The organism is Erwinia amylovora (assembly GCF_017161565.1).
Taxonomy (GTDB): Bacteria; Pseudomonadota; Gammaproteobacteria; order Enterobacterales; family Enterobacteriaceae; genus Erwinia; species Erwinia amylovora.
Genome location: NZ_CP066796.1, coordinates 641,677 through 667,364, shown reverse-complemented (window position 1 = coordinate 667,364; position 25,688 = coordinate 641,677). Strand labels below are relative to the sequence as shown.

Sequence of the window (25,688 nt, the reverse complement as noted above, 5' to 3'; positions counted from 1 at the left end):
TTGCCTGCAGAGCGCAGCTCTCTTGCAGGCGAGGCAAAGCTCAGGCTATCATTTCAATCCGGCAATCAGTGCCTTGCGCTGGTCTTCCAGGTTAATCACGCGGTTACAGACTTGATGCCCGAAATTCTGGAAATCCTGCTGCTGGTTATTCCATTCATTCTGAATCGACTGCTGCAAGCCCCCCAGGTTGCCCATAATCGCCTGCAGCGGATTATCACCATTGCCGACCGATTTAGTGCCCATCTCATTCAGGCTATCCTGTACCACGCCACCCAGAGCGCTTTGCACCAGCTGCTCGCCGTCCTGGCGCACCTCTGCCACTGCCTGATGATGAAAGGTCAGACCGTCGTTACGATGCTCGATAATACGGTTCATCTGCTGCTTCAGCTGGCCGTCCAGCGTGGTGAGGCGCTTACGCACATTGCTGTTCTGGCCAAGCTTGTCGACGATCACCCGGTCCAGCGCCACACGGCCTTTTTCCAGCCGCTGTTTCGCGCCGTTGTCAATCCACGGTAAATCACGCCGCAGCGCGTTCTGATAGTCTATCGCCTTTTGCCGGGTTGCCGGGTCAGTACTCACCGGGTTGCCGTTACGCAGCACGTCACCTGCAGGTGAAATCGACAGGTTGCCGCTGGCCCCCACCACTTTTACCTGCTGTGGGCTGATAACGATGTCGTCCTGAGGATTAACGCGACACTGGTAGTCTGCCTGAGCCTGGCCTGCAGCGAGAATGAGCAATGCTCCACTGAAAAGCATTTTGCGCATGGTTCTACTCCTTGATAGAAAAAGGGGGCGACCGACAAAAACGGTCACCCCCGGTCAAACGATGTCGAATACCCCAAAAACGGACACAGCTTCAGGTTCCGCCGGAGTTTTCATCTGCATCTGTGATACTCAGTCCCACCAGACGTCAAACAGTTCGGTTACCTTCACTGCACTTAGCTTGCGCGCTTCCAGCCAGTTTTTTACCAGCTCACGGTGTTCGTCAGTGCATTTGCCGGTTTTCTGCAGGCATACCAAACCTTCCCATTGCAGATAGCCGCTTCCGTCGAACGCCAGTCCGTTAGGAGCAATCACTTCATTGATCAGCGCATCAACGGTACCGTCGATGGTTTGTTCGTCGCTACCTTCCGGGAAGGTGAAACCGACGGCGAATCCCAATTCCTGGAACTCATCAATGTGCATTTTCTTGCGAAGACGACGACTGCGTTGTGTAGCCATTATTTAACCCTCTCAAACATCAGATCCCATACACCGTGGCCAAGACGCTGCCCACGCTGCTCAAATTTTGTAAGCGGCCGGGATTCCGGGCGCGGAACCCAGTCGCCGCTTTGTGACTGGTTTTTATAGCCGTCGATGCTGTTCATCACCTCCAGCATATGTTGCGCATAGGCTTCCCAGTCGGTTGCCATATGGAACACGCCGCCCAGCTTCAGCTTACGCATGACCAGCTCGGCGAACGGCACCTGCACAATGCGGCGTTTGTTATGACGTGCCTTGTGCCACGGGTCCGGGAAAAACAGCTGCACCATGCGCAGCGAGTTATCCGGGATCATGGCGTTCAGCACTTCTACCGCGTCATGACACATTACACGCAGATTATTCACCCCGGCCTCTTGCGCCGTTGCCAGGCAGGCACCCACGCCCGGTGAATGAACTTCAATACCAAGGAAATTCTGCTGTGGATTGCTGGCAGCCATGGTGACCAGCGAAGCGCCCATGCCAAAGCCAATTTCTAACACCAGCGGTGCTTCGCGGCCAAACAGAGCGGTTAAATCGACCGATTGCGGCTGATACTCGACGCCCATGACTGGCCACAGCTGATCCAGCGCCTGCTGCTGACCCTTGGTCAAACGGCCCTGGCGACGTACAAAGCTGCGGATGCGGCGCAGAGCGCGACCGTTTTCGTCAAATTCCGGTGAGATAACATCGTTTTTCATGATTCTGCCTGCAACTGTGCGCTGTAGAAAGCGGGCATTATGCCCTCAGGGAGTGAAAACATAAAGGCCACCCTGTCTGGCCAAAAATTCGTTTTGCTCGCTGGCAGTATAGCCGCTGTGGAAGCTGAAGTGCTTTTACGTCAGCACCATTCATAAAATGCAGTGAATATCCGGTTTACACTGGTTATTGTCTGTGCTGGAATCCCTGCCTGATTTATCTGAATGACAGACGGAAACAGACATTATGCAGGCATCGCAGTTTTCACAGCAGGTATTGGACTGGTATCAGCGCTATGGTCGCAAAACTCTGCCGTGGCAGCTGGAAAAAACGCCTTATAAGGTCTGGTTATCTGAGGTAATGCTGCAGCAGACACAGGTCGCCACGGTTATTCCCTACTTCGAGCGTTTCATGGCCCGCTTCCCCAACGTTAGCGACCTGGCCGCCGCCCCGCTTGATGAAGTGCTGCATCTGTGGACCGGCCTCGGCTATTATGCGCGGGCCCGCAACCTGCACAAAGCGGCGCAAACCGTAGTCGACAAGCACGGCGGAGTTTTCCCGCAAACCTTCGCAGAGGTAGCAGATCTGCCCGGCGTTGGCCGCTCCACTGCCGGGGCCATCCTGTCACTGGCGCTGGGTAAACACTTCCCTATTCTTGATGGCAACGTGAAGCGCGTGCTGGCTCGCTGTTATGCCGTAGCGGGCTGGCCAGCCAGAAAAGAGGTGGAGAAGCGCCTGTGGCACATCAGTGAAGAGGTGACTCCCGCCAACGGCGTCAGCCAGTTTAATCAGGCGATGATGGATCTCGGTGCGATGGTTTGTACCCGCTCGAAGCCAAAATGTGAAATCTGCCCGCTGAAGACCGGCTGCATTGCCCGGGCACACGACAGCTGGGCGCAGTATCCGGGTAAAAAACCTAAACAAACTATCCCGCAACGTACCGGCTGGCTGCTGCTGCTGCAGCAGGGCCAGGATGTGTGGCTGGAACAGCGCCCGCCGGTTGGGCTGTGGGGCGGGCTGTTTTGCTTCCCGCAGTATGCCACCGAGTGCGAGCTGCGCCTGGCGCTACGCGCGCGCGGGGTTGATGACAGCAAGCTGCAACAGATGAATGCGTTCCGCCATACTTTCAGTCATTTCCATCTGGATATAGTCCCCATGTGGCTGGATCTGCCTTCTGCCCGCGCAGCAATGGATGACGGCGCGGGTCTCTGGTATAACTTAGCGCAGCCGCCCTCCGTGGGGCTGGCCGCACCGGTGGATCGCCTGCTACAGCAGCTGCGCCAGCCACAACAATTGGCGCTGAGCGCTGGCGCAACAGAATAAGGAAGAGCAATGACCCGAACTATTTTTTGTACTTTTCTGCAACGTGATGCCGAAGGGCAGGACTTTCAGCTATATCCCGGTGAAGTGGGTAAGCGTATCTTTAATGAGATTTCGAAAGAGGCCTGGTCAAAATGGATGGCAAAACAGACCATGCTGATCAACGAGAAGAAACTTAGCATGATGAATCCTGATGACCGCAAACTGCTGGAACAGGAGATGATTAAGTTCTTGTTCGAAGGCCATGAGGTTCATATCGAAGGTTATACCCCGCCGGAAGAATAAGCGCTGGCCTCAATGATGAGGCCTTCTAAATTGTGGGCAATGTACAAAAAAATGAATAAGAAACTGATTCCATTACTAATTATTGCACCGTTATTGATCTCCTGCTCAAGCAAGAAACACAACGTCTTCCATGAGGAGTGGGTTAAAGACACTAACGCTTTCGATATTTTGATGGGACAGTTTGCCCATAACATCGAAAATATCTGGGGGATCAATGAGGTGCTGATCGCCGGTCCGAAAGACTATGTGAAGTACAGCGATGGCTATTACACCCGCAGCCATATCAACTTCGACGCCGGTAGCATCACCATTGAAACCATCGCCGGAACTGACCCGACAGCCAGCCTGCGCCAGGCGATCGTCACCACTCTGCTGATCGGTGAAGATCCCGGCAACGTTGACCTCTATTCCGACGCCAACGATATCCAGATCGGCCAGGAGCCACTGCTGTACGGCCAGGTGCTGGATAATACCGGACAAGCTATTCGCTGGCAGGGACGTGCCGCCAGTTTTGCTGACTACCTGATTCAGAATAAACTGCAGCGCCGCAATTCCGGCCTGCATGTCATCTGGTCGGTTACCATCCCGATGATCCCGAATCATCTCGATAAACGCGCACATAAATATCTGCCTATGGTACGCAAAGCCGCCGAGCGTTACGGCGTGGACCAATCGCTGATCCTGGCGATCATGCAGATTGAATCAAGCTTTAATCCGTATGCGGTCAGCCATGCTGATGCGCTGGGCCTGATGCAGGTTGTGCAGCACACTGCCGGTCTTGACGTCTTCCGTATGAAGGGGAAATGGGGCAAACCCAGTCGCAGTTACCTGCTGGATCCGGAGAACAATATCGATGCCGGAGCGGCCTACCTGTCCCTGCTACAGGGCAGTTATCTTGCCGGTATCAGTAACCCAACCTCACGTCGCTATGCGGTGATCACCGCTTACAACGGTGGCGCGGGCAGCGTACTGCGGGTGTTCTCCAGCGATAAGGATCATGCTTTCAACGCAATCAACGACTTGTCCCCTTCTGAGGTCTATCAAACGCTAACCAACAAGCATCCGTCAGCCGAATCGCGTCGTTACCTGTACAAGGTAAACAATGCACAGAAGGGCTACCACCGCTACTAGGTAAAACCCACCTCTTTTCTTGTGGCGGATCGGTACTTCAGGTTCGCCAACATCCGTTTCGCATCAGCCCAACCTCTCCTGACCGAGCGATATACTTATCTGCCGATGAATTCTGTATGCCGGCGTTGCGGGAAACGGCTACCCGCACGGAAATCAACGACCCGCCCGACAGAGTATTGTGGATAGATGCACCGCCAGGCTGGTGCTAAGCATAATCATTGGCACCACCGGGGATCGACGCACAATAACAGTGATTCACAGAAAGCCGCTATTTTAGTTGAGTATCTGTTGTAGGATTAGCCTGAATAAATCCTGTATCATCGTGATCCGCGCTTTACCCTCCCACCAGATAATATAATAAAACATTGAAAGAAAAGGATTAAAAAAAAACAACAATGATAACGTGAAGAAATTATTAGACCAACCTCACGTTTCCGTAAGAAATTAAGATAAATATTTTAAATGTAATGTGAGTATGGCAATGATCTTTACTACTTATACCATTCCGGGTAGCAGGCACCGCCATGCCACCAACCACCGCCGTTAGTGATGTGGCACTGACTACCGTTCTTAGGACAGACTGACTTAAATGGAAAATGAGGTTAACGTGGAACAGAGGGATTCTGCCAGCATTCTGGTATTAACGAGAACTCGCGCCAGAACACGCCACTTGCTGATTGACACCGCGATAAGGCTTTTTGACAGCGGTGCCTTTCCGTCGATAACGGAAGTCGCGCATGAAGCACAGCTGTCACGCGCTACCGCCTATCGTTACTTCCCCACGCAAAGTGCGCTGGTTTCCGCCATTGTAGCTGCAACATTAAGCCCGATGGCAGACTGGCAGCCCACGCACCAGGATGTCATTGCCCGCATAAACGAATTATTAAGCTTCGCATTTCCACATATGCTAAAGCATGAAGGAACGCTGCGTGCCGCACTGCATTTGTCGTTAACGCAGTGGGCGCAGTCGCAGTCCGCCGATGCTTCTCCACTGAAGGAGAAACTGGTGCGTGGTAATCGCGAAGAGATTCTTAAGTTGGTAACGCAGCCGCTTAGCGGCGAGCTAACACCGCCGCTTATTGACCGCGTGGTGCGTGCACTATCACTGATATATGGCTCTGAAATTTTCCTGGTGATGAAAGACGTTTGGGGCTGTGATAACGATGAGCTGCAGGATATAGGTAAGTGGGTTGCCAGAGCTATCGTGCGCCAGGCCAGGGAGGATGTGCTGGCAACAGGATAAATAAGCCGGAAATTTTTACATTTTCATCAAGGGGCGACATCTTTAGTCGCCCCACATGAACCTATTCAACGATCACATAACCCTGCAGGTGCTTAATGCCCTTTTCATCGGCTACCGCATAGACGCCCTGCAACTCCGGTGAGAAGCCCGGCAGCAGATTTAGCCCCTCTTCCAACGCCAAAAAGTAACGCTGAACCGCCCCGCCCCATATCTCGCCAGGTACCACACACAGCACGCCCGGTGGATAAGGCAGTGCGCCTTCTGCCGCAACACGCCCCGCAGCCTGTGAAATGGGTACCAGTTCGACGTTGCCGCGGATAAATTCGATATTGGCGTCCTGCGGGTTCATGGCAATTTGGGGCAGACTTTGTTGGCGGAACATCGCCTTTTGCAGGTCTTTTACCTTGTGGCTGACATACAGGTCGTGCATCTCCTGGCACAGACGGCGCAAGGTGTAACCTTCATAACGCGCCGCATTTTTACGATAGATGGTCGGCAGCACATCGCGTAGCAACGCATCCTCTTTGATGTGCTGCTCAAACTGCGCCAGCTTCGCCACCAGCCGGGCCATCTTCTCTGCGCTCTCCGCCGGGGTTAGCAGGAACAGAATGGAGTTCAGATCGCACTTCTCCGGTACCACGCCATTCTCGCGCAGATAGTTGGCCAGAATAGTGGCCGGAATACCAAACGACGCGTATTCACCGCTGGCGGCGTTAATGCCCGGCGTGGTTAGCAGCAGCTTACAGGGATCGACCATGTACTGATCCTTTTCATAGCCAGCAAAACCATGCCACTGCGCGCCTGGGGCAAAGCTAAAATAGCGCGCATCGCTGGCGATTATCGCGCCAGGCGCGTTTTGCCAAGGCTGCCCGTCAACTTCGTCAGGTATAAACGGCTTAATCATTGCGCAGTGCTCAAGAATGGCTTTACGCGTATCAATACCCAGCATCACACATTCATGCCACAAGCGCCGGCCAGCCTCACCCTGATGTATTTTGGCGTTAATATCCAGCGCGGCAAACAGCGGATAGAAAGGGCTGGTAGAGGCATGCAGCATAAAGGCGTTATTCAGGCGCTTATGGCTGCAAAAACGTCGCTGCCCGCGTATATGATTATCTTTTTTATGGATCTGAGAGGTCTGTGAGAACCCGGCCTGCTGCTTGTGCACCGATTGCGTGACGAAAATACCGGGATCGGCGGGTTGCAGGTCGAGCAGCAACGGGGAACAGGCTTCCATCACCGGAATAAACTGCTCATAACCGACCCATGCCGAGTCAAACAGAATGTAGTCGCACAGGTGGCCAATGCTGTCGATCACCTTACGTGCGTTATATACCGTACCGTCATAGGTGCCAAGCTGGATCACCGCCAGGCGGAACGGGCGTGCATCATCGGCACGATCCGCTGCTACCCGGGCAATTTGCTGACGGATCCAGGTTTCATCAAAGCAGTGCGCATCGATACCACCGATAAAACCGAACGGATTGCGTGCGGTTTCAAGATAAACAGGTGTGGCTCCCGCCTGGATTAGCGCACCATGATGGTTGGATTTGTGGTTGTTGCGGTCAAACAATACCAGATCGCCACGCGTCAGCAGCGCATTGGTCACCACTTTGTTAGCGCTGGAAGTCCCGTTCAGCACAAAGTAGGTCTTATCGGCATTAAATACCCGTGCGGCAAACTTCTGCGCATGTTTAGCCGAACCTTCGTGGATCAGTAAATCACCCAGTTTCACATCGGCGTTGCACATATCGGCACGAAAAACATTTTCACCGAAGAAGTCGAAAAACTGGCGTCCCGCCGGATGCTTTTTGAAAAAGGCACCGCCCTGGTGGCCCGGGCAGGCAAACGTGCTGTTCTCCATCGCGACATATTTAGTCAGCGTCTGAAAAAACGGTGGCAGCAGCTTTGACTGGTACTCCGCAGCCGCGGATTCCAGCAGCGCAGCATCATTAGCATCACCGTCCAGCACGCCATCAACCTGCGGTAAGTCCACCGCCTGCGAGATATCGTCCAACGCAATAAATACCGGCAGCTTAAAACCGGTATGGCGCAACAGCGCCAACATGCCGGATCGAGAGTCACTGACGGAAAGCACCACTGCCGCCACGTCGGTAAAATCAGTGTTATCCAGCGTAACAACTTCACGCCCGGTGCGAAGGTGAATAGCCACGGTAGTACTGGCTGCAATTTTTAAAGGAGTCATAGCACAAATCCCAAGCGGTCAAGGATGAGTGGGTGCCTGAGGCACAGCAATAGGAACAAGAGCAAGCGCACGTATTCCCGGCGAAGGTTGTCAACCTGGAGTTCAGCAGAGTACTTTTCCGCTTAGCCCGGTAGACATCAGTAAAATCAGATCGCTTCTGTTTTTACTCATGGCCAACAGCCAAGCAATGGGAGGCTCACCGCATGGTAAGGCGGTTTATAAGCAAGGCATCACGATGAGATAACAGGCGGAACGGCATCGTATGATGTCGTTTAACGATGCTGGTCAGCAGCAATGAACCTGCCATAACGGCTACCTCAATATACGGATGGAATGGGGCGTCAAAATTTGCGCAATCATGGCATTTTTTGACGGCGTGTTCAACCTGTCCGCATGGATTTACCTCCCCCTAAAAAAACATAACGTATTAATAATCATAATCAAATTGCTTGAGAATGGTGTATACCAGTCGGATAATTCCAGCCCATAGCAAGGAATTTGTCTGCAACAGCGCAGCGGCGGACGAGAGCTGTTCTCTTTTAATCACAGGTTGAAGGAAGTAATGGCACGGTTGTCCAGGCGAGGGTTGGTGAAAAAGGGTGCAACTAAGCTGTTTTTTATCATAAAGCCGTTGACGATTGAGATAGCATAAGGTTTAATGCGCCCCGTTGCCCGGATAGCTCAGTCGGTAGAGCAGGGGATTGAAAATCCCCGTGTCCTTGGTTCGATTCCGAGTCCGGGCACCATCTTCAGAGCCTGTTCGTTAAGAAGTGTATTCCTAACGGGCATGACAGTAACCCGGATCGTTATCGTGCAGGATGAGGTACATTCGTTCTGCATCTGATGATTTGGGGATTAAGAACCCGAATGATGCTCCAACATCATTCGGGTTTCCTTCGTCCCAACACTTTCAGTTACAGGTATTTACCTTTTAAGCGTTGCTGTGTCAACCGCCTGTAAAGGAAATCACCCTGATTTTACGCCTTTCCTTATCAATTTCGCAAAATTCGGCCTCGAAGCTCCCTCAGATGGCAAAGGCTGCATCAAGATTTCGTCGCAGGTTATCGATATTGGCTTCAACGTACTCCAGCGTCACCGCCAGACTTGAATGACCGGGCAGCATCTGGACGTCATTGAGACTTCTCTCTGGTCTTTTCATCAGGTCTGTGGCGATGGTATGCCGGAACCGGTGGGGGCTGATAACGCAACCACACTCTTTTGACAGCCGGCGGAAAAAGGCCCTCATAGGCGGGTGATCCATATTGTTGCTCAGCACGCTTTTCTTAAAGCTGAAACGGTTGATGTTGAACAGCTGGTCCTCAGGTTTTGCCCCCTTATCTGCGGCGACAAAGTACAGGTGTTCCAGTCGCGCCCGCAGCCTGTCGGTAACAGGAACCCGGTGCTCGCGGTGATTTTTGGAGCCTTCCGGACGCAGATTAATCACCCCCTCTTTCAGGTCGACATCACACAGGCGTATATGCAGTAGCTGGTTCTGCCGCATACCGGAATACCTGAGCGTATCAATGACCGTCATCCAGAACCAAGCCGGTTTCAGTGCATTCGGTCTTGAATCTTCAATGCCCAGCTTCTCCTCCATGATTTCCCTTTCCATCACCAGATAGACTTTCTTTATCTGCTCATCAGTCAGGGTCTTCTTACGCTTGATATCCGGTTTTACGACGACCAGCCGAAAGGGGTTATCACCGTTGCAATAAGTTGATACTTGATCGCGTGATTAAATATGGCGCGCATATGGGCAACTTTATTATTCCAGGTCCTTTTGCATGACCCCTGCTCAGTGAGCACATGACGACGCCATTTAAGCACGTCGAGACGGGTAACATGTCCCGGCAAGGTGTCATATCCGCTGAATTCAATAAACGTATTTACAACCTTCCTGTAGCTCCATTCGGTTGCAGGACGCAGAACTTTACTGAAAAAAATAATCAGTCAGAACATCATCAAACGTCATCACATCAGCCATAAATCCCTCGTTTTTTCACTAATGCTGCACGCATTAACTTCTTGGTGAAAGCCATATACTGTCCGAAGGACAACTCCCTTTCCTGAAAATAAGATTAGTCTCAATCATGTAACCCGACACTTTTATAAAACCACCGCTTTTATCCGGCGCATCATATTTATGGTAATGATAAAGCCCCTTACCATTTCGTGAATGGTGGACAGAGAGCGCTTCAAAACTTTTCTGCAGCTGCTTTTTATCCTGAACGGCGTCACCTGCGGATGACGTGTACTTATAAAAAACGTCCGGTGAGGCGACAAAAACAAACCGGGCCAGAATATGCAGCACGCTGTCACTTTCGTTAACGGACAGCATGCCGTCGGTGACGGACTGCCTGAGCCACTGCAAAAACACCTCGCCGTCTGCCGTTTCCGTCTTACCCCTCTCCGGCCGGCTGACTGCGCTGATGCACTCTTCCCCTGCCGGCACCGACCCCGGCAGCACAGATGACTCATCAGGTGACGGCAGGGGCTGCCCTTCTGCCATCAGATCCAGCATGGACAGCAGGTTTCCGCCGGGCACCTGCTGCTGAAGATCATCACTTTCGTCATCTGACGGTATGCTCTCTTCGCTGCCCAGCGCTGAAACCAGCGCCGTATCGGGAGCATGACTGCCGGGCGTTACGGAACGCGGTCCGTTCTCCGGACGGACCGCCGTGGCAATATGATTTTCAGGGGTTAAGGCACCGCCGACGCCGGACAAGGGTGCGGCTTCGTTTTCATACGGTTGCGGAGGAATATGGCCTGTTTCCGGAACGGCCATGACCGGGCTGACTACAGCCGGAGGCGGTACATCGGTAACCGTGCCTCCTGCAAAGCCGCAGCTGTTGCGTGCGTCGCTGACGATACTGTTCAGCAGGCCAGCTCCCGCCCTGCGTCCGGCAAGGAAGCCGAGCAGGCTGTCAGAGATAGCGGGCCACCTCTGCAACCAAATCAGCCCCTCTGCGGGCAGCAGGCGGATGGCCATATACATGGCGCTCGCCCCCCCGGCCGCAGACGCTTTCGGGCGCACCCGCCATTCGCCTGCGGGCACGTTCAGCCCCGGATACCAGAGTCGTCCGCTTTTCGTTGCCCCTTCCACCTGCGTGAGCCATTCAAGGTGATGAAACAGCCAGGCCACATACTCCGTGGCAAGAATAAACAGCACCGCCAGCAGCTCGGTACGCGGCAGGCGCTGACGGATCTGCGGCCAGCGCCGCACCATCTGCGGCCGCACCTTCAGCAACCAGACGAGCGCCAGGCCAACATAGAGGGTGACGCGCCAGCCAAACAGCCCCCAGCGATTCTGATGCAGCCAGCTGCGGGTCAGATGGCCATCCGGATCGTAAGCCATAAACAGCGAGGCCACCGCGAACATCGCCACCGTCATCAGCAGCACAAGGAGCAGAACGATAACAACGCGGCCGGTGCGGCCGCTGAACAGGGTCAGTTTCATATCAGTTCGCTCCCGTTGGCTGCGTCTGCCCCATCCTGCCGAACCCCTGATCCTCACTGCCGGACGTCTGCTGCAGGCGGTTGTCCTGATTGCGCGCCCCCTGACGCTCCAGCGTGGTCAGCAGGCTGTTACTGCTGATGGATTTACGCAGCTCCATCTCGTTACGCAGGGCGGCGATTTCGCGATCGAGCGCATCGATGCGGCGGTCGCCTTCGGCAATGGCTTCCGTCTGCCCGGCGGCGTTAGGTTCTGATTGACCGGTGGTGAGCATACGGCGCATGGTCAGCGCGGTCTCCACGGTGTCGGCCATCGCCAGTTCACCGGCAAGACGCTGAACCAGCGCGGCCTTATCCCGATCGTCGCGCAGCGCCTGTATCACCCCGCGCGTGACCACCAGACTGCCGGTTCTGATCCCGGCCAGGTTATCGGCGGTCGGCGGCAGCTGGCCGTTAACCAGCTTACCCAGCTGCTCAAGGTTCTCTTTGGTGGCATCTTCCAGCAGCGGTGAGAAACCGCTACCGGCAATGGTGCTGCCCGGCTGGTTTTCGCTCCCGCCGCTGGCACACTCGCTGGTTTCCCGGCAGGTACGGATGGAGCGGTCGCCCAGCACTTTTACCACCGCCGCCGACGCCTCGTCAGAGGTTTTGTAACGCTGGCAGGCGCTGCCGTTGCAGCTGGCAGCAGCAACGCTGTTGTTACTGGTGACCGGCAGGCCGTTCATCATGTTGTAGCCCGCTTTGGCGAGGTCACGGGTTGGCTGGATGGCGCGCTGCCCCTTGCCTCCGCGCTTCTCGCCCCCTACCCAGGTGACGCCCTCCTCGCCGGTGGCCTTCTGCAGTTTCTGGTCGCTGGAGACGACATCACCGCCGCTGCCAGCGACGATATCCTTATACTCCTCCGACACCGCTGCCTGCTGCCATTTGCTGCCCATGGTGTAATCGGCCAGCTTCTTCGACATGTTCTGGCAGTTGAGCTGCCCCTTGTCGAAGTTAAGGCCCGCCTGCAGCACGCCGTTAGTCAGCATTTCATACAGTCCCGGATTCGCACGCTGGATGGCCATCGCCGGCATGCTCATCACCGCCCCCGTCGCGCCCTGGATAACGTTGCCCATCAGATCCTTGAAGCCGCTGGTAATACCGTTGAGCTGGTTACCCACGGTGGTTTTCAGGTCGAAGTTGCCGCACATCAGGTCGCTGCTCCAGCCGCCGTTGAGCCCCAGGCGCGACATATTGCTGCGGCCGGGCGGCGGGGAGGTCACCGATCCACCGCCGATGGAATAAAACAGGCCGTCGCTGACCGCCCCGCTTACCGAACCGCCTGAAGAAGAGAGTGACGCGTCCACGGCCGCTGCCGGCAGCGAGGATACTGCCAGCCAAATGCCGGTCATCAGAAGATATCTGTTCATGCTTACACCCTTTATGAGAAATCCGTGCTGTAGAGGAAGGTCTGACCGCGACGTTTGCAGCAGCTGTACGGCTGCCAGAGCGCTCAGGCGTAGTTGCCGTTCTGCGCAATCTGGCCGCCGACGTCGGGAAACACCGCACAGCTCTGCGAGAGCTGGGGTGAAAGGCGCTGCCACTTATGGTTTTTCGAGCCGCTGTTTTCGCTGACCGCTTCCGGTGGCCAGTAGCCCGCTGAGCGCTGCCCGACCAGCGGGTTGTAGACGTGAAGCTGCCCCTGACGGGTGATGATGTCGGCCACGCGCTGCACCACCACCGCAGCTGATTTGTAGCCGTCGGTCTGCGTGACAAAGCCGCTGCGCGGGTAGACGTTGCCCCACATAGTGCCGGACGGCGTGCTGCCCACTTCGCGCTGGCCGGGTATCAGCGCCTCCGGATACACCGACTCCGGCACGCCGGTGCGCCAGGCCAGCGCATCGAGCGCGCTGACGGAATAGGGAATAAACGGCGTGGCGGCGCTGTTGCAGGAATAGCCGGCAACCCTACCGCCGATAATCTTTGCTGCCGGATGGCCATACGCACCGGCGTAATAGAAATGGAGATTCTGACTGCGCATGCCGGGGGCTTTCATCTCCTGACGACCACCGCCGGTAGCCACGCCTGCCGCGCCGCCCGGCAGGACGCTTTCTGCGCCGTCTGCCGTGGCGCTGAGCGCAGACATCTCCGTCCATGGATTTTCTCCCGGACTGAGCCAGGCGGAGACAACGGCCTGTGGGATAAAGTGCGTCACCTTGACGGAGGTTTTGACCGAGCAGCCTGACGGCGTACACATCAGCCAGTAGCAGATACCACTGACGCGCCAGCTGATGCAGTCCGGGCTGGCGGCGCTGGCGAGCAGGCCTGCCGTATTCACGCTGGCCACGGTGCCGCTACAGGCCATGATCGTGGCCAGCGCCACCCGGCGCGGACGGGAGAAAGTGATGTTCACTCGGCTTTCTCCTTCCAGGCATTCAGCTGCCGCGTGGCCACGGTGACGTCGGCGGTGCCGTACACCACCCACTTATCGTCAAACACCACGGCGGGATATTTTTCCAACCCCAGCGACCAGGCACGGGTCACGCCGGCATACTTCCCGGCCAGCTGCTGCTGGCGCTGCTGAAAGAGGGGCGAGGCTATTACCGCACGTGCCTGGCGCTCTGCCTGCACAGGGTCAGTGGGCAGTTCGCCAAACAGCTGCGCCTGCAAACGGTCGGGGGCATCAAGCTCGACAACGGTAACGTCCGCAGCGAGGCCATCGGCGACGGGATGCGCATTGTCGGTATAAATAACGGTGCCGGCCAGGGTACCGGAGGAAAGGAACAGTGCTGCCAGACAGCAGACGGGTATTTTCATCAGAACACTCCCAGAGTGAGTAACCCACTCAGAGTGCGTGCAGCGGCGCGTCAGGTCAGTAATTAACTCTTAGCGCGATGGTGATAATTAATGGGGAGCAGGTCAGGGGGAGTGGCCTGATTCTTAGTGTTGGCGTAACTGCTGCAATCACCGATCAGGTGACCTGACCTCAAATGAGATTTTCTCATAACTTGCAGCCTGATATCTGTTCGGATCTCACTCTAAACCTAGATGATTTGAAAAGCAGAGGGTGACCGGATCTGATGGGCTGTTATGAGCGAGGAACGGACATTGCTAACAGCATTCTGTATGAATTAACAGGGAGCAGGTCATGTTAATCAACAACGATATATTTTCTCCACATGCACGTTCAAGTTCATTGCGCCACTACACTATATAATCGCTAACGATGATAAGTATAATTATATAAGTCTTTGCCCTTAGCTCTTGGATAAATTTGTTGAAGTTTCACGAAAATAATGATAAACAAATAAGTAGCAATAATAATGGATTTAATTATGGAATGGAGATTTTTAGGTTCTATATCAGAGGCCAGGAAATCTGGCTGTAGCGGAGTTTATCTTATTGTCCATAAAGGACTTTTCAATCGTGTGGTTTACGTTGGGGTAAGTTGTAATGTAGGTAGAAGGATAAACGAACATTACGACGGTTACCTGAGAGGAAACCGAACAATTTACGACGCGGGTCACGATGACGATGTGTATCGCTTCATGTCAGCTTATAAAATTCATAACCATACAAAATACTATCAAGCCTTGGCGAAGGATTATAAGATATGGGCATCTACAACATTGTATTCTGATTTGCCGAAAAACATGCTAGCAAAAAGCCAAACCTTTGATACTGACTGGCAGAGCATTGCATTAGAAAAATATATCCCTCAACTGGTAGTATGGGCCCTTCCAATGGCAAGTTACTGTTATTCAAATGCAAGCAGGATTGAAAGTGTAATCCAATCAAAGCTCATTAAATCTTTTGACTTGAGAGGTTTTTTTAATATAAAACAACTAAGCATATTGGGTAAAGTCGAATATCCCTATATGGAAAAGGTCAAGGTTTTCATTATTGATACGCCTGATTTAGATCCGGCATCCCAGCTTATTTTTAGCAATCTGTATAACAAAAAAACTGATGACAATTTCTGTAAAGAGTTCCGTTCACAGTTTAAAATCGAGATTTTTCATAGGGAAAGTGAAACTCAGAGAAAGCGAGCTATCAGGGAGCATAAGGTCCCTCTTTATGAAAATTATGGCAAGCCTTGGACTTTAAAGGAAATGGAAAAACTTAGAGTCATGCTTGTCGATTTTGATTTGTCCCCGACAGAAATATCTGAGTATTTAGGAAGAGAGCCTCGCTCTATCTCTAAAAAAATAAGCGAATATGATAAAGTTACTAATTATAAATGGCGAGAGAGCGTCGGCTGGTTGTGACGTTACGTTTTGATTGAAATAACCCCATTTTGCAAGGTCCGCTCTTGGCACGGAGCGGACAGAAATTAAGGTCACAAGGTCCGCTGCGAGCGATCTGCGGGCATCCTGTGGACCAAGTTTTTAGCCCGATTGCGCTAACCGGCAGCTCCGGTATGCTCCTTTCGGCCTTTGGGGCTGTCGGCAGGGACCTGATGGCTTAGTGGCCTACATGTGAGACTAAAGATGTAGGGATGCCAACTAATGAATTATGAAAATATCAGGGCAAAACGGAAGCAATGGTTTGCGAACCGTCTGCTACTCAATCTATGGTTAGGTGATTTTTTTACGTGATAAGGCGTTTTATGACTCGCGGAAACTTTGATTTTATAAACTCTAACGTGGCCTACTCAGAATCCGATAAGTCATGGTGGATAGATCTCATAAACACTGATTGCATCTGGTATGATATGATGATTAATCCTCCCGATGATATCAGAACAAATAAGATAATAAAAAACTATCTCAGCGCCCTTTAATTTGTGAAAAGAAGTGCCGTAATCTCCTAGGGGTATCCAGCTTAAACTCTGTCAATCTATCGCGGAGTTCCTCAACGACCGTATTCAAATCGGAGTCAGTGGCCTGCAGGAAGATAATTTTTTATAGGTAACACCATCATAATTAGCACCGATTGCATCCAAAAACATCACCGGATGCTTAGCCACCAAAGATCATGGCAGATGAACCTGATTGAACAGCTCTGCCATGAGTGGTCTTATCACCGATTAAAATAATTCCTTGCATAGTTCTATCCTTTAGCTAAGTTTGCCAAATTATTTTACGCTGCTTACTTCATGCAATCGCCTGTTATTTCTTTTAAATATTTAATTCGCTCATTTGTCTTATTTAACAAACATTGTTTTTATATGCTAGAAAATGCAACTCCTGTTTTAGACCCATAAGCTTTGTAGTCACAACTGGTATATCTCATTTTTACCCATGTCTGATGAGCTTTTTAAAATAAACAATTCAACTTTCACTTCCCCCATAAAAATAAGAACTTTACATTTTGTACTCTTGCATTTCCTGCTTATGCATTGAGTTTAAATCTGCATCAGCCTTTAAATACTCAGCCTTGATCTTTAAATGATTTCTTGTTCGCTTAGTTATTCTGCATTAACCGTAAGGGGAAACCCCAACACAGGCAGTGCTATTGCAGGAAGGCTAAACAACATCGACAGCGTCATTTTCATCATTGGGATACTCCTTTTTACCAAAAAAATCCTGCACGATCATGCCGCAATTGCCCTCTGTGACTTTTTCTTGACAATCATTAGTTAAACAAATTCAAATCCGAACAAGGAATATAACTATCAAGGATTTCATTCCTTTCATTGATATATCTTATTAAACACTTATTATTATCGCTCACTGTTAATAAAGTAACCTTATCGCCTTTAACCAAGTATGATTTTAATTTCATACCGGTTGCAGATTGTAAATTCGCCTTTGAAGATTTAACTTCAAATGGTTCATTGAGGCTGCTTTTTATCGTAGTAGAAGCTGGAATTGCCCTATCGAAAGAGGAATACTTATCTGATTTATTTAATATCGAAAAATTAACTAATGGATAAGGTGAGTTTGTAACCACTACCCATGTATTGTTGTCATACACATCACAAGCACTGCTATCGTTTTCACATGATATTATTTCGTACTGACCGATTTCTAAATCGCCTTTATTTTTGTAAACCTGATATACATATTTTTCTTTATTTTGAAATATCATTATTGGGAGGTATTTAACTTCCCCATTAATAAAATATGATGTTTTTATTTTGTTGTTGGCGTCGATTATATTGTTTGTTACTGTGTCGCCTTCCTCTCCGGTAAGTGTCGTTTTATTCGTAAATTTCAAACCTAGTCCACAACGCCCGTCTTTTGCCATTATCCCATTACTACTACTCTTAAGGTCAGCATAAAAGCAGTCAGCCCCAAATCTACCCTGTGTTTTTTCTATCACTAAATACGTTGAGTATGAATCCAGAGAATCATTATCATGTACAATGGATGGATAACCACCAAAATAATCAAAAAAATAAGATGTATTACCCTCATCTCTTTCTCTAAAAACAAGAAATAAATCTTTATTATTGGCTTTTATTTTTTGGTCAATTTTGCTATAAAACAACTTAGGTGAAAGATCGGTAGTAGCACATGCAATGCCTGATGAAATAATAAGAGCATTTAAAAACCAGGAAGTTCACTATTTTCATATCAGAATCCTTGCGGTGATGTTGAAGTTTTTTCTAAAATCGCCTCAAATCGCTTAGCATATGATGAAATCAAAGGTGCCTGGTCTTGTCCATTAATAACATAACGAGCACCTGTATAATTAATGCCACTGCTGCTAATATAGCTTTTTAATTTTTTACCACTAAACATGCCCTCTTCCATCCCCCAAACCATAATGGGAACAGCATATTCAAAATTTCCAGCTAGATCAGGGATAGAGACAAAGTTTACACCAAATTTGTCTTGAGCTTTTGATAATTATTTTCCACGTAGATGTACACACCCTCGACCTCTATATTTGAAACCATCGCCTTGCACGGCGTTTCCATTTTGTACAGCTCGATCTTTTCTTTTTTTAGTTTCTGCTAACACAGGATCATATTTATTGAAATAGCTTACCCCACCGATTTCAGGTTTCTCACTAAAGAACTCTGCTGTAATGTAATGGTAAGTTTCATGCCTTGTAGTTGCGAGCATGTAAGCTAACTTATATAAGTTAGGTTTATATTCCACAGAAGTTGAGTAGAAATCATTCATACATATTAATAACTTACGTAATTTTGATTTTGATGCAGCAGATAAGGCAGCTGTCCCTGGAGCAAAGGAAGTATGTTCATACTCATACAATGGAATGAAAGCATCGACATTTATCAGCTTCTTAGGGCCACCTAAAGCATCCGAAAACATCACCGGATGCATATGCCACACCGCTTTACCCGACGTAAAGGGCTCAACCCGGCTCATCCATTCCATATCGTCCAGCCACTTTTTCGCAATATCGATACGCAGGGTGTCACAGTCCTGGAAAAACGCCGTCCATTTCTGATGGCCGCTGCCGCCGAACCATTCGCTTTCGTGCTTCACTACCATCCGCGAGACGATATCGCGTACGCCCATCTCAGGATGGTGCAGTGCGCTGAAAAGCTCCCTTTCCGAAAGCTGCCCGCCCTTATCAGTATCCATCTTATCCATCATGCCCTTGTAAAAGCGGGACATCTGCTGTTCCTGAATACCGCGTTCCGGCCTGACCTGCCCGGCAAGCCACTGGTATGCCGATTTCATCCATCCTTCTTTTAGCGAAGCGGCCATATCCGGCGTACTTTCTTCAACCAGCGCCGTGAACCCCAGCTCCTTCAGGTAGTACTGCTCCTTCACATCCACATTGTCCTCACACAACCAGTAATTCTGGCCTGCCTGGTAATATGTTTTTTCACTGACTGTTTTCGGGTTGCATTTATCCACGGGCAGAATGATATGCATATCCTTACTCACTGAGGATGATGTTCTGGTGAACGTGTTACCGCTGTGGATATAAAGCACTGCGTCAGGGTGAACGCGTATGTATTTCCGGCCAGCTTTTACGCCACCGGGATTATCGAGGAATGCCGGCATCCGGCTGTCAACACAAAGAACCTCAATATGAGCAAACGCGCTGTCGCTGATTTGTGCTTTGCCCGCTGGGGCGATATCTTCTCCCAGGAAACCGATGGCATCACCGGCGTTAATTTTCAGTGGTGCATCTGGCTTTCCAACCGCATCACAGGTGCCTTTCGCCTCCGCCTGCTGCATCCAGACAGGCAAATGGGCGTAGTGTTCACCATTCTCTTCCATATGTTCCGGCAGCAGGGTGACCCAGAACTTTTCATCCTTTAACTTGCCGTTTTCATCGAATTCCTGTGCCAGCCCAAAGGGCTGCGCCTCAGTCGCCCCTGATCCTGCCTGGGGAGATACAGGTTTATTCAGCAACGTCGCCTCTTTCAGGATAAGGATCCGCCTTCCTTGCTCAAGGCGGCCAGTAACCTGGGGTGCATGAGCAGGGTTTCCGGCACTCTGGCTGCCCTCATCGTTTCCCGCCCTTCGTTTTCTAACTTTTGTCTTCGCAACCATGCATTTGCGTTTCTCAAAAGCCGACAGCGGTGCCAGGCCCATATACAGCGAATAAAACTCAAGCCAGGTTTGCTCGTTGTTCGGGTCTGGCTGACAGACAGACTTCACCAGCACAAAGGTTGTTGTGTACTGAATGGAGTGACCCAGGAAAGTACTCTTCTGATAATCCTGGTTCAGGCGCCAGGCCACCACTTCACCGTCCGCCCTACACTGCAGCGGAACCGCGCTCCCCATCGTTTCCGCTGTAAGCACTGACCCCGGGGCTGATTTCTGCGTGATATGAATACCGCCATGCCACATCTTGTTGGTGCCTGCCAGCCAGGAGCCATGAGGCTCCTGGCCAATAAGCCCCATCATTTCATCCAGCGTGGCGTAGTTCTCTCCGTTTTGCTTGCGGGCGGGAAAACAAATTTTCCCGCCAGATGCTGCCGGGACTCCCCTGCTTTCTGATGGCCTCGCAGTGACATCTTTGTGCCGATAAAAGACAAATGAGGGTTTTGCCCTGCGGTAATCTCCGCCTGGATAATAGCCATTATTTTGCTGGCAATCAGATACCCACTGCTGGCCATTGAACATGGCCATATGCCCATGAGGATGATCCTTTTTTATTTCACCCACTGGAAAATCTGATTTTTTGATCTCTTGAATGATAACAACATCCCCGGCAACGAAGCTTCCAGGCGCAGTGATTACCTCAAAACCTCTTTCAACAAGTGCTGGACCATCCGTTACGGACTGATTGAAGTACGCACTGGCGTGGCGAGCCTTGACGGTTCTGTTGGCAGCATCCTGACCCACGCTCAGATATTTGTATCCAGCCCGACGCGCCGTGAACATCGCCCCCCAGATAAGTACCGGGAGCACCAAAGCAAACAGCCAGAATCCGGGACCTGAGCGCTCACCTTGCCAGAACAGGAACGTCAGCCCTATACCAGAGATTAAGACGGCAGCGCCAAAAATTAGCCAACGGCTGGTCACCGGTCGCGGCGGCCTGGCTTTCTTTTCCGGGATCCTTTCCAGAACAACAGACATGATCAACCCTCCAGCGCGTCGGGTAGAGAACTGAGCAGCGTGCAGCCGCAGGCGCATTTATGACCGTGAAACGCCACCGGGATCCCATTATCCAGGTAGTCCGGATGACCTTCTGTGATAGTGGTTGGCCCATGCCCTTGTTGTGGGCAGGACACTTTGTCGCCTTTACGGGCAACACCAATGCCACCAAAGATCATGGCAGATGAACCTGATTGGACTGCACCACCGTGGGTGGTTTTATCGCCGATTCGAATAATTCCTTGCATGGTTTAGTACTTTAAAATCATAGCTGAATTAATTATTGCAAATTGATTAAATTTAGTTCGTTTGATGTTAAATGGATCCTATTTTAAATCAAAGTCATCAGATTTCATCCAATACAACATATCTTTGCCTGTTGAGGATTTATAAACAATTTGATAAAAAGCCCCATCATCTGACATGTCTGCCAATGTGAATACATCGCCTTCAATTAAATATGCTTTGGTTTTTTTCTGATCATCTGGTTGGGAATACAAGAAGGCCTTTTTAGTTGAAATAACACCACTCAATATCTTCCTCGATGAAAAATCATCACCTGCTGATAACAACTCGTTGCGAACTTCAATACCGTTTATGAAATATGTTCTTTTTACTTGCTGACAATCAGTACAAGAATCTGTAAAAAGCAACACCCAAGGTTTCCCGGATTCAACTTTATATACATCATTATACCACACTCCTTGATCTCGTCTTAAACTCACCACACCGTCTTTTGCTTCTGATAAATTACACAACTTCCCATTTTGCCCCATAAAAGGTTCACTTTCAATTTTACCCCTTTTAATTTTGAATATTACAGAACACTTGTTAACACCATTTTCACTGCTTAAAAATAGATATTTACTATTTTTAATGAAGTTAATGTTAACTTTTGAATATCCGTTTGAAATGAACTGTCGTGCTGAAGCAGGCAATGGCAAACCTCCGCATGATTTTTGCCCACACGATTCAGCGTAGCTATTCGAACATAAAAAAATCAAACCTGGCGCAATCAAGAACAGTGATACTCTAATCGCCATTATTTCAATCCCCATGTTTTTTTAATCGCATTAAAATATGACTGTCTTTCAGAAAGTCCGTTCTGCCCACCATTAACAGCAAGCGTAACTAGCTCAACATTATTTTTCTCATTGTCAATGAGAATGTTAATATCCCCCTTAGCATTATGTTTTTTGTGAACGCCACCATTGTTTCGCCAAAACCAACACGAAGCCTTTATTGCATTGCTCATTACAGAGGCCACGAGTTCAGTGTTATTAACACAGTCAACACCTGAGTACTCAGAAAATTTCTGATAACTCTTTTTCCATGTCAATTGAATCAACCCTCTACCTTTATAACGAGGGCCATCACCCAGGACTGTGTTCCCATTTGGAATAGCATCCCTATGCTGACCAGGATCATAATTATGCCCCGTTCCAAACTCTAGAGTCGTATCAAAATGAGCGGATTCATGCAGACATTGAGAAAGGAAATGCGCTTTGTGATAAGCACCAGTGATGCCATATGCGATTAACTGCTCATCAAATTGGCTAACAAAACTCTGTTTATCAAATTCAAAAACACCTGGATAATTATTTTTAAAGTGGGTGGCGAAAGCCTTACCCCCCCTTTTCCCGGTAAACCATGAATTTGTATGCCCTAAAATTTTTTCGACTAGTTCAACAGTGATATCACAGCCCGACGCCCCATTTATAGCTGAACAAAACATCACCGGATGCATATGCCACACCGCTTTACCTGACGTAAAGGGCTCAACCCGGCTCATCCATTCCATATCGTCCAGCCACTTCTTCGCAATATCGATACGCAGGGTGTCACAGTCCTGGAAAAACGCCGTCCATTTCTGATGGCCGCTGCCGCCAAACCATTCACTTTCGTGCTTCACTACCATCCGCGAGACGATATCGCGTACGCCCATCTCAGGATGGTGCAGTGCGCTGAAAAGCTCCCTTTCCGAAAGCTGCCCGTCCTTATCAGAATCCATCTTATCCATCATGCCCTTATAAAAGCGGGACATCTGCTGTTCCTGAATACCGCGTTCCGGCCTGACCTGCCCGGCAAGCCACTGGTATGCCGATTTCATCCATCCTTCTTTTAGTGAAGCGGCCATATCCGGCGTACTTTCTTCAACCAGCGCCGTGAACCCCAGCTCCTTCAGGTAGTACTGCTCCTTCACATCCACATTGTCCTCACACAACCAGTAATTCTGGCCTGCCTGGTAATATGTCTTACCCCCACTTTTTTTCGGGTTGCATTTATCCACGGGCAGAATGATATGCATATCCTTACTCACTGAGGATGATGTTCTGGTGAACGTGTTACCGCTGTGGATATAAAGCACTGCGTCAGGGTGAACGCGTATGTATTTCCGGCCAGCTTTTACGCCACCGGGATTATCGAGGAATGCCGGCATCCGGCTGTCAACACAAAGAACCTCAATATGAGCAAACGCGCTGTCGCTGATTTGTGCTTTGCCCGCAGGAGCGACATCTTCTCCCAGGAAACCGATGGCATCACCGGCGTTAATTTTCAGTGGTGCATCTGGCTTTCCAACCGCATCACAGGTGCCTTTCGCCACCGCCTGCTGCATCCAGACAGGCAAATGGGCGTAGTGTTCACCATTCTCTTCCATATGTTCCGGCAGCAGGGTGACCCAGAACTTTTCATCCTTTAACTTGCCGTTTTCATCGAATTCCTGTGCCAGCCCAAAGGGCTGCGCCTCAGTCGCCCCTGATCCTGCCTGGGGAGATACAGGTTTATTCAGCAACGTCGCCTCTTTCAGGATAAGGATCCGCCTTCCTTGCTCAAGGCGGCCAGTAACCTGGGGTGCATGAGCAGGGTTTCCGGCACTCTGGCTGGCCTCACCGTTTCCCGCCCTTCGTTTTCTAACTTTTGTCTTCGCAACCATGCACTTGCGTTTCTCAAAAGCCGACAGCGGTGCCAGGCCCATATACAGCGAATAAAACTCAAGCCAGGTTTGCTCGTTGTTCGGGTCTGGCTGACAGACAGACTTCACCAGCACAAAGGTTGTTGTGTACTGAATGGAATGACCCAGGAAAGTACTCTTCTGATAATCCTTATTCAGGCGCCAGGCCACCACTTCACCGTCCGCCATACACTGCAGCGGAACCGCGCTCTCCATCGTTTCCGCTGTAAGCACTGAACCCGGGGCTGATTTCTGCGTGATATGAATACCGCCATGCCACATCTTGTTGGTGCCTGCCAGCCAGGAGCCATGAGGCTCCTGACCAATAAGCCCCATCATTTCATCCAGCGTGGCGTAGTTCTCTCCGTTTTGCTTGCGGGCGGGAAAACAAATTTTCCCGCCAGATGCTGCCGGGACTCCCCTGCTTTCTGATGGCCTCGCAGTGACATCTTTGTGCCGATAAAAGACAAATGAGGGTTTTGCCCTGCGGTAATCTCCGCCTGGATAATAGCCATTATTTTGCTTACAATCAGATACCCACTGCTGGCCATTGAACATGGCCATATGCCCATGAGGATGATCCTTTTTTATTTCACCCACTGGAAAATCTGATTTTTTGATCCCTTGAATGATAACAACATCCCCGGCAACGAAGCTTCCAGGCGCAGTGATTACCTCAAAACCTCTTTCAACAAGTGCTGGACCATAGTCTTTTGCCGATACTATCGGAGGCCAACTGCTTATGTCTCCTCCTGCGTTGATTGCATTCTTAACATAACGGGCACAATATCCTGTGGATGATGATTCTGCATGTTCATTCACATACTGAACTGCTTTTTGTGCATCCCACATAAATTCATCCTTAATTTATATTGTTTAACTATCACTCAGAGGCAACGTGATTCATTTTCCAGCACCCATGATTATCATCCAGTGATATATCATAGGTTTTCTTAATTTCACCAGCACCTAATTGCAATTTCACCTCTGCTTTATGTTCAGTTTGTTCAACCTGATGAGTTGATATGTTATTCACCCAATCATCAAATATATCCTGCGCATCCGTGAAATACTCTGCATCCAGATCATTTTCCGAAAGTAATCCCCCGAGTTTGTTAAGCAGCTCAGGAGACACCCATTTCTTCAGGCGGTCCTTATCGTTAGCTGCAGATGAAGTCAGCGGATATTTATTCTGATTAAGTTCCTGCAAATACCAGTGATAAAAGTCCGAGGTTGTTTTTTCTGGAGAAGCACAGTTCACATCAGCCGCATTTACGCTTCCCAACGATGTAATAAAAAGAAAAGCTGTAAGCAAAGAGATTATTTTCATTAAGTAGCTCCTTAGCGTGACATGATCCCATCAGTCTCAGATGGCTGAAGATCTGGTGTGGTTTTATCGAAAACAGGCGGCTCACTCTGCATATTTGCCGCAGACATCGGCACCGGATAACGCGCCGCTTTGGTAATGAAGTCCCCGTTGGTACCCTGTTCAATACCGCTTTCGCTGAGCTTCAGCCAGGAGCCGCCGCCGTTCAGCGTCAGGGTTTTCGGCGTGCTGATAATCACTTCATCCTTACTGCCGGAGACCGTAACCTGCTGATCGGCGCTCATTTATAGCGTGCCGGGCTGGGCACGCACTCCGACATCCCCCCAGGTTGGCGATAACTTTTGCCCCGGCTTTCTGTGCAAACAGCCCCAGCGACT

20 protein-coding genes, 1 tRNA gene and 2 pseudogenes are annotated in these 25,688 nt (G+C 50.4%); 6 read left to right on the top strand and 17 right to left on the bottom strand.

The features are described 5' to 3' along the window. Positions 1-48: 48 nt before the first annotated feature. The 3 genes from JGC47_RS03025 to trmB form a co-directional block, all read right to left on the bottom strand. The gene (locus JGC47_RS03025) at positions 49-765 is read right to left on the bottom strand and encodes a YggN family protein (protein WP_004155449.1); all 717 of its coding nucleotides are present in this window, start codon (positions 763-765) and stop codon (positions 49-51) included. 129 nt (positions 766-894) lie between these two features. Next, on the bottom strand, positions 895-1,221 hold the full coding sequence (locus JGC47_RS03020; RefSeq protein WP_004155447.1) for a YggL family protein: 327 nt from the start codon (positions 1,219-1,221) through the stop codon (positions 895-897). Beyond that, on the bottom strand, positions 1,221-1,940 hold the full coding sequence (gene trmB / locus JGC47_RS03015; RefSeq protein ID WP_004155445.1) for a tRNA (guanosine(46)-N7)-methyltransferase TrmB: 720 nt from the start codon (positions 1,938-1,940) through the stop codon (positions 1,221-1,223). The genes JGC47_RS03020 and trmB overlap by 1 nt, the downstream gene beginning before the upstream one ends. A 244-nt stretch (positions 1,941-2,184) precedes the next feature. Between trmB and mutY the strand changes: the two genes are divergently transcribed. The 4 genes from mutY to JGC47_RS02995 all read left to right on the top strand — a co-directional run bounded on the left by mutY (position 2,185) and on the right by JGC47_RS02995 (position 5,917). Continuing rightward, positions 2,185-3,261: an A/G-specific adenine glycosylase gene (mutY, locus tag JGC47_RS03010; protein ID WP_004155443.1), complete on the top strand. Its 1,077-nt coding sequence runs from the start codon at positions 2,185-2,187 to the stop codon at positions 3,259-3,261. A gap of 9 nt (positions 3,262-3,270) precedes the next feature. Beyond that, positions 3,271-3,543 (top strand): oxidative damage protection protein, encoded by a 273-nt coding sequence (locus JGC47_RS03005; RefSeq protein WP_004155441.1) that lies wholly within the window; start codon positions 3,271-3,273, stop codon positions 3,541-3,543. Positions 3,544-3,594: 51 nt separating this feature from the next. After that, positions 3,595-4,674, top strand: a complete 1,080-nt coding sequence (gene mltC / locus JGC47_RS03000; RefSeq protein ID WP_013036229.1) for a membrane-bound lytic murein transglycosylase MltC — start codon at positions 3,595-3,597, stop codon at positions 4,672-4,674. Between the two features lie 589 nt (positions 4,675-5,263). After that, positions 5,264-5,917, top strand: a complete 654-nt coding sequence (locus JGC47_RS02995) for a TetR/AcrR family transcriptional regulator (RefSeq protein ID WP_004155425.1) — start codon at positions 5,264-5,266, stop codon at positions 5,915-5,917. Between the two features lie 61 nt (positions 5,918-5,978). On the opposite strand, the gene JGC47_RS02990 is transcribed toward JGC47_RS02995, so the two are convergent. Further along, the gene (locus tag JGC47_RS02990; RefSeq protein ID WP_004155423.1) at positions 5,979-8,123 is read right to left on the bottom strand and encodes an ornithine decarboxylase; all 2,145 of its coding nucleotides are present in this window, start codon (positions 8,121-8,123) and stop codon (positions 5,979-5,981) included. Positions 8,124-8,793: 670 nt separating this feature from the next. On the opposite strand from JGC47_RS02990, the gene JGC47_RS02985 reads away from it, so the two are divergent. Next, positions 8,794-8,869, top strand: a tRNA-Phe gene (locus JGC47_RS02985). A gap of 278 nt (positions 8,870-9,147) precedes the next feature. Here JGC47_RS02985 and JGC47_RS02980 read toward each other — a convergent pair. The 5 genes and pseudogenes from JGC47_RS02980 to JGC47_RS02960 all read right to left on the bottom strand — a co-directional run bounded on the left by JGC47_RS02980 (position 9,148) and on the right by JGC47_RS02960 (position 14,372). Next, positions 9,148-10,107: pseudogene (locus JGC47_RS02980) on the bottom strand (tyrosine-type recombinase/integrase). Between the two features lie 33 nt (positions 10,108-10,140). Further along, positions 10,141-11,580, bottom strand: a complete 1,440-nt coding sequence (locus JGC47_RS02975; protein ID WP_004155414.1) for a conjugal transfer nickase/helicase domain-containing protein — start codon at positions 11,578-11,580, stop codon at positions 10,141-10,143. A gap of 1 nt (position 11,581) precedes the next feature. Beyond that, entirely contained in the window at positions 11,582-12,985 is a 1,404-nt protein-coding gene (locus JGC47_RS02970; protein ID WP_004155410.1) for an integrating conjugative element protein, read from the bottom strand. An 11-nt stretch (positions 12,986-12,996) separates the two neighbouring features. Beyond that, positions 12,997-13,968, bottom strand: a pseudogene (locus JGC47_RS02965) (TIGR03756 family integrating conjugative element protein). After that, positions 13,965-14,372 carry a TIGR03757 family integrating conjugative element protein gene (locus tag JGC47_RS02960; protein ID WP_004155406.1) on the bottom strand — a complete coding sequence of 136 codons (408 nt, stop codon included), beginning with the start codon at positions 14,370-14,372 and terminating at the stop codon, positions 13,965-13,967. The pseudogene JGC47_RS02965 and the gene JGC47_RS02960 overlap by 4 nt, the downstream one beginning before the upstream one ends. A gap of 506 nt (positions 14,373-14,878) precedes the next feature. Between JGC47_RS02960 and JGC47_RS17495 the strand changes: the two genes are divergently transcribed. Beyond that, positions 14,879-15,823, top strand: coding sequence for a GIY-YIG nuclease family protein (locus JGC47_RS17495; RefSeq protein WP_013034836.1), 945 nt, complete (start codon positions 14,879-14,881; stop codon positions 15,821-15,823). 1,309 nt (positions 15,824-17,132) lie between these two features. Here the strand turns inward: JGC47_RS17495 and JGC47_RS02950 are convergent. From JGC47_RS02950 to JGC47_RS02915, 8 genes are all read right to left on the bottom strand, one after another. Continuing rightward, the gene (locus JGC47_RS02950) at positions 17,133-17,990 is read right to left on the bottom strand and encodes a hypothetical protein (RefSeq protein ID WP_004155397.1); all 858 of its coding nucleotides are present in this window, start codon (positions 17,988-17,990) and stop codon (positions 17,133-17,135) included. Between the two features lie 86 nt (positions 17,991-18,076). Beyond that, positions 18,077-18,244 carry a hypothetical protein gene (locus tag JGC47_RS02945; protein ID WP_168385415.1) on the bottom strand — a complete coding sequence of 56 codons (168 nt, stop codon included), beginning with the start codon at positions 18,242-18,244 and terminating at the stop codon, positions 18,077-18,079. A gap of 108 nt (positions 18,245-18,352) precedes the next feature. Next, positions 18,353-21,013, bottom strand: coding sequence for a hypothetical protein (locus JGC47_RS02940; protein ID WP_004161800.1), 2,661 nt, complete (start codon positions 21,011-21,013; stop codon positions 18,353-18,355). Positions 21,014-21,015: 2 nt separating this feature from the next. Beyond that, positions 21,016-21,279 carry a PAAR domain-containing protein gene (locus JGC47_RS02935; protein WP_004155387.1) on the bottom strand — a complete coding sequence of 88 codons (264 nt, stop codon included), beginning with the start codon at positions 21,277-21,279 and terminating at the stop codon, positions 21,016-21,018. A gap of 78 nt (positions 21,280-21,357) precedes the next feature. Then, positions 21,358-22,074 (bottom strand): hypothetical protein, encoded by a 717-nt coding sequence (locus JGC47_RS02930; protein WP_013036234.1) that lies wholly within the window; start codon positions 22,072-22,074, stop codon positions 21,358-21,360. Further along, positions 22,074-24,836 carry a glycoside hydrolase family 19 protein gene (locus JGC47_RS02925; RefSeq protein WP_004161798.1) on the bottom strand — a complete coding sequence of 921 codons (2,763 nt, stop codon included), beginning with the start codon at positions 24,834-24,836 and terminating at the stop codon, positions 22,074-22,076. Before JGC47_RS02925 ends, JGC47_RS02930 begins: the two co-directional genes overlap by 1 nt. Positions 24,837-24,867: 31 nt before the next feature. Continuing rightward, a complete protein-coding gene (locus tag JGC47_RS02920) occupies positions 24,868-25,314 on the bottom strand; it encodes a DUF3828 domain-containing protein (RefSeq protein ID WP_004155381.1) in 447 nt (148 codons plus the stop codon). Positions 25,315-25,325: 11 nt separating this feature from the next. Next, positions 25,326-25,595, bottom strand: coding sequence for a DUF2345 domain-containing protein (locus tag JGC47_RS02915; protein ID WP_004155380.1), 270 nt, complete (start codon positions 25,593-25,595; stop codon positions 25,326-25,328). Positions 25,596-25,688 lie beyond the last annotated feature (93 nt).